This window comes from Rhodococcus sp. MEB064, from assembly GCF_000834565.1.
In the GTDB taxonomy this organism is placed as follows: domain Bacteria; phylum Actinomycetota; class Actinomycetes; order Mycobacteriales; family Mycobacteriaceae; genus Rhodococcoides.
Genome location: NZ_JXQS01000019.1, coordinates 1 through 210, shown reverse-complemented (window position 1 = coordinate 210; position 210 = coordinate 1). Strand labels below are relative to the sequence as shown.

At 61.4% G+C, this 210-nt stretch carries 1 pseudogene; it reads left to right on the top strand.

The window, feature by feature from the left end:
• Positions 1-209 (top strand): annotated as a pseudogene (locus RU01_RS23150) (hypothetical protein); the annotation flags it as partial.
• Position 210 lies beyond the last annotated feature (1 nt).

Below are 210 nucleotides of genomic sequence, written 5' to 3'. Positions count from 1 at the left end.
GCGCCGAACTGGCACGACTACGCAAGGAGAACGACGCCCTCAAGAAAAAGGTGGCGCAGAGCGAAGCGGTGCAGGAGATCCTGGGAAAAGCATACGAGCTCTTGGAAGGTATCACCGAGAGCTCGACCGAGACCGACGAGCAGATCCCACCGGCTCTGATGAGCGCAACCGAGTACGCGCGGTGGCTCGAGCGCAACGCACTGTCCTGAC